Raw genomic sequence first — 4,263 nt, 5'->3', positions numbered from 1 at the left:
CCTCTATGTTGCCCAGGCGCATATGGAGCGTTGCGAGGTGGTTGTAGCCCACTAAATCAAGCGGCCGAGCGCTGATCGCGCGTTCAGCAAGGGCGAATGCTTCCTCCTGCCTGTCGAGGCGCATCTTCAAGTCGCTGAGGCGGGTCAACAGGCCGGCGTCAAGCGGTGCGAGCTCCACCGCGCGGGCGAGGGGGAGTTCCGCTGCCTCATACTGCCCCTGTCGCATCAGCAGCGCCGCCTGATGGGCATGGTTATGGGCATCGGCCGGATGCGCAGATACTGCCCGTGCCGCCCATTCGAAGGCGCTCCCGGTTTCGCCCTGCCTCCAGGCGATGTCGCTCATGCGGCGGCTATGAACAGCTTGGCCGGGCGCGAGGTCCACCGCCAGCTTGGCAGCTTCTTGGGCCGCCGCAAGCTCGCCCTGCTGGAGATGAAGAGATGCCAAATGTGCGTGGTTCTCAGCGTCAAAAGAATTGGCTGCAACGGCGCGTTTTGCCCAGTCTAGCGCCTGATCATCCAGGCCCCTCTGCTGCGCGATGCCGCTTAGCCTTCGCATCAGCATGGCAGCATCATGAGGCTTTGCTGCTTGGCCAATCGCGTCCTCTAGCACTGCATAGGCGGCATCTTGCTGGCCCTGCGCCAAGTGCAGATTAGCAATATGGATGTGGTTAAACATTTCCTGCGGATGGTCCACAAGCGCCGCATTAGCCCAGGCCATCGCCCCGTCCAGGTCGCCGCGGCGCATCAGTACGTCGCTCAGCCGCCGCTTGTGATGGCTGTTTGCCGTGCTAAGGCCGGCGGCGGCACGTAGCGCGTCTTCGGCTGCCGCGGGATCGCCGTTGACCTGCGCAAGATTGGCTTCGAAATCGTAATTGGCCGGTTCATCAGGGGCGGTTTCGCGGGCCCGCTCAGCCCAGCTCCGCGCGCCATAAATATCACCGCGGACGAATCTGAGTTCCGCCATGCGGCGCAGCACGGCAGCACTCTCGGGCACCTGTTTGATGCCCGCTTGGAGCGTCTCTTCGGCAGCATCGAAATCACCGTAACGTTGCTGCAGTGAGGCGAGGAAAAGATAGCCATGCACACTCTGTGGTTGTAAGTTGGTCGCCTGCTGCGCGAAATCCACGGCATCCTCCCCACGGCCGAGATGCGCCATGATATCGGCCAGCCGCCACAGGTAGTGCGGATTATCCGGCTTGATTTCAACCGAGCGGACCAGCAGCTCGGCGGCCTCCGCGTAACGCCCCTGCCGCATGCGCAGCAGGCCGAGATAGGCATAGTTTTCGGCATCGCCGCGATCGGCCGCCAGCGCCTGCTCTGCCCAATCCAGGGCTTCGTCAGCCTTGCTCTGGTCCCAGCGCAGTTCGCTCATGCGCCGCCGAAGCCCGGCATGGTCCGGGTTGAAGTCGAGCGCCCAGCCGAGCAGACGCTCTGCGGTCGGGAAATCGCCGCTCCGCATCATCTCCGATGTGGCCCGCAGCGCCGCCTGCGGGTTGGTGGGATCGACGCTCGGGCCGGTATAGTCGTTCATCGCTCAGTCTGTCCCGTTATCAAGATGAATGGAGGGCTAGCTCAGGCAGCTGCCCGCAGCTGGAGGGAGGCCCTGGCTATAGGGCCGCTCGTTTTACGTGAAGTTCACGCGGTCACGGGCTGCGGCGCCACTAGGGCCGGGAAGGCGGCCGGCAGCTGATCATTATAGCGGGCGCGGGCCATGTCCATTGCGCCTGCCCAGTCATCGGCGACCAGGCTCAGGCTTTCGGTGGACTGGCTGCGCGAGATCTCATCCGGCCGCCAGCCGAGCGCCTTCTTCGACAGGCTGTAGACGATGGCGCGGGAGATGCGCCTGGTCAGCGTCCATTCGGCGGTTTCAGTCGCGATGCGGCGCGCTTCCTCTTCATGGGTGCCGAGCTGCACCTCGGTCTCGACCAAGAGGGCGGAGACCATCTCCTGTACGGCGGGATAGGCGAGGTTGATGAAGATCTGGTGCGACTGCGGATAGAATTTGGCGGCGCGGCCTTCAAGCGCGCGCTCTTTGATCTGCTCCGGGGTACGCAGCCCTATGATTTCCGGCGGCCGCTCGAAGACCGGAGGCTTCGGCTTGGGCGGCAGAGACGAGGTCTGCGCTTTCTCAGCCTTTTCCGTCGGCGTCTCAGCAGCCTTCGGCTTCGCCTCGGCGGGGGAGGCGTTCGGCCGCTCCGGTGCGCCGGGGACGGGTTCCTGAGGTGTGGGCGGCACGCCGAGGGAGGCGAGCAGTTCCTTCAGCTCGTCGCTAATGTCATCGAGATAATTGGCCTGGCCGGGGCCGAAGCTGCGGATGATCTCGGCAAGCCAGACCGGCATGTAGCTGCGCACAAGCGCGCTGAAATCGCTCATATGCACGTGCCGCTGGTCATTGCCGCGGAAGCGCAGGAACTGGCGATAGGCTTCCGGCCAGACGAGATAGTCATGCGGCAGTTCGACAAAGATGGAGATGTATTTGGCGCCGAAGGGCACGCCGTAATTGGGCGCATCCTGCAGCCAGGTCTCGCCCGACCGCACATCGTACATTTCGTCGCGGAAGACGACCGCCCCGCGGGAGGTGCTGGCGGCGATGGCGCCCCTCGCAGACCGGGTGCTCTCGCCCTCGGGCGGGTCGTAATAGTAATGGATTTTCACGCCGCTCGGCGTGATTCGGGTCTCGGTGCGGCCGAATTCGCCCTTCCGGTCATCGAGCCCGACCATGGCGCGCGGTGCCCCCCCGCCCCAGATCGCCGGCATGAGCGTGAGCGTCACATCATGCGGCAGGCGAAAGAAGCGGTTTTCCAGATAGGCGCCCATCCAATCCGGTGCGACCTTGAGCGAGGTACCATAGGGCGCGGCGACCGTATCCTGGTCCGCTTTATTGCCGCCGAGCAGCACCTCGGTCCAATCGAAGGAGAGGTCGTAGTCCCCCTCGGCGATGCAGGTCTCGGTCGCGTCGATTACTTCCAAGCGCTCCAGGCCGATGCGCAGCCGCCCATAGGTGCCGTCGCGATAGCCCATGACGACTTCGCTGACCCGCCCACCCGCGCAGGAGCGGTAGCGTAGGCCGTGGCGGTTGGAGGGAAGGGAGGCGACCTTGGCGCCCATGCCGAAATTCTGGTCCAGGCTGTTCTGCTTGCGCAGCGAGGAAGCGAGGTCGGTAATCTGCAGCAGCTCGGCGGCGTTGAGGCCGGGGCCGGTATTCCAGATACGGAGCTTGCGCGCGCCTTCGTGCACGCGTGGTCCGATGATGACCTCACGCTTGCCCGGCGCCGCATGGGCCGCAGCTTCCAGCCCGTTCACGACCAGCTCCCGGATCATCATAGTCTTGGGGCAGCGTTCGATCATGCTGGAGACAAGGAATGCCTCATTGGCCACCCTGAGGGGCGCGATCATGGAACTCTCTGACATTCTGGCTCCGTATAGCGCGAAGATTGGGATAAGACTGGATTCTCGCGGGGAAGATGTATGACGAGTTTGATTGACGCGGACAAGGATTGGTTTTTGGTTTTGGGCCGCCTCAGAAAACAGAAAAAATCGTACGCTTCCTTCGGGCGGCCCTCTCGTTGGATTTCAACAACTCAACTTTGGCACATGATGCCCTTGGGCCGTCCACCCCAACAATCAAGGTTCACCCCCCTGTCGTGTCCAGATTTTGGCCTGCAGGTAAAGCGGGAGATGATCGGCGTAACGCAAAACCAGCACATGGGCGGGGTTGCCTCAGTGGGGATGCTTCCCTCAACCAGCCGCAGCCAAGTTGCGCGGGGGCTGCTCCATATCGTTCTGCCGTGCGGCCTCGGTGCGTGGATGGCCATCCACGCACCATCGCCAATGCTAGTGTTCTGACTCCAACGCCTGTTTCCCCCGGCGGACCTTGGCGAGGATGTCGGCAGCCTTGGCGTTCCAAACGAACGGCTTGGGGTGGTCGTTGTGCTCGGCGAGGTAATAGTGGATGGCGATTTCCAGGTCGGTGACGCTCTTGAAGACGCCGCGGCGGATCCGCTTGCGGGTGATCTCGGCGAAGAAGCGTTCGACGAGATTGAGCCACGACGACGAGGTGGGCGTGAAATGCAAACGGAACCGAGGATGCAGCGCCAGCCACTTCTTGACCTCCGGGTGTTTGTGGGTGGCGTAGTTGTCCACGATTATGTGCAGATCAAGGTCTTTCGGCGTCCGCTCGTCGATGACGCTCAGAAACCAGATAAATTCCTGGTGCCGATGCCGCTTCACGCAATGGCCGATGACCGTGCCATCGAGCGCGTT

General features: G+C 63.0%; 3 protein-coding genes and 1 pseudogene. All 4 read right to left on the bottom strand.

Annotated elements, in window-relative coordinates; genetic code table 11:
* On the bottom strand, positions 1 to 1,531 hold a 1,531-nt coding region (locus tag ACLPJJ_RS11125; protein ID WP_443591045.1), incomplete at its 3' end, for a tetratricopeptide repeat protein.
* A gap of 104 nt (positions 1,532 to 1,635) precedes the next feature.
* Positions 1,636 to 3,411, bottom strand: coding sequence for an ATP-binding protein (locus ACLPJJ_RS11120; RefSeq protein WP_443591044.1), 1,776 nt, complete (start codon positions 3,409 to 3,411; stop codon positions 1,636 to 1,638).
* A gap of 225 nt (positions 3,412 to 3,636) precedes the next feature.
* Positions 3,637 to 3,749, bottom strand: a pseudogene (locus ACLPJJ_RS11115) (IS66 family transposase); the annotation flags it as partial.
* Positions 3,750 to 3,834: 85 nt separating this feature from the next.
* A partial coding sequence (locus ACLPJJ_RS11110; RefSeq protein WP_443591043.1) for an IS630 family transposase occupies positions 3,835 to 4,263 on the bottom strand: 429 nt, incomplete at its 5' end.

Source organism: Acidocella sp., assembly GCF_052326845.1.
Classification (GTDB): Bacteria; Pseudomonadota; Alphaproteobacteria; order Acetobacterales; family Acetobacteraceae; genus Acidocella.
This window is presented reverse-complemented; position numbering and strand designations above follow the sequence as displayed.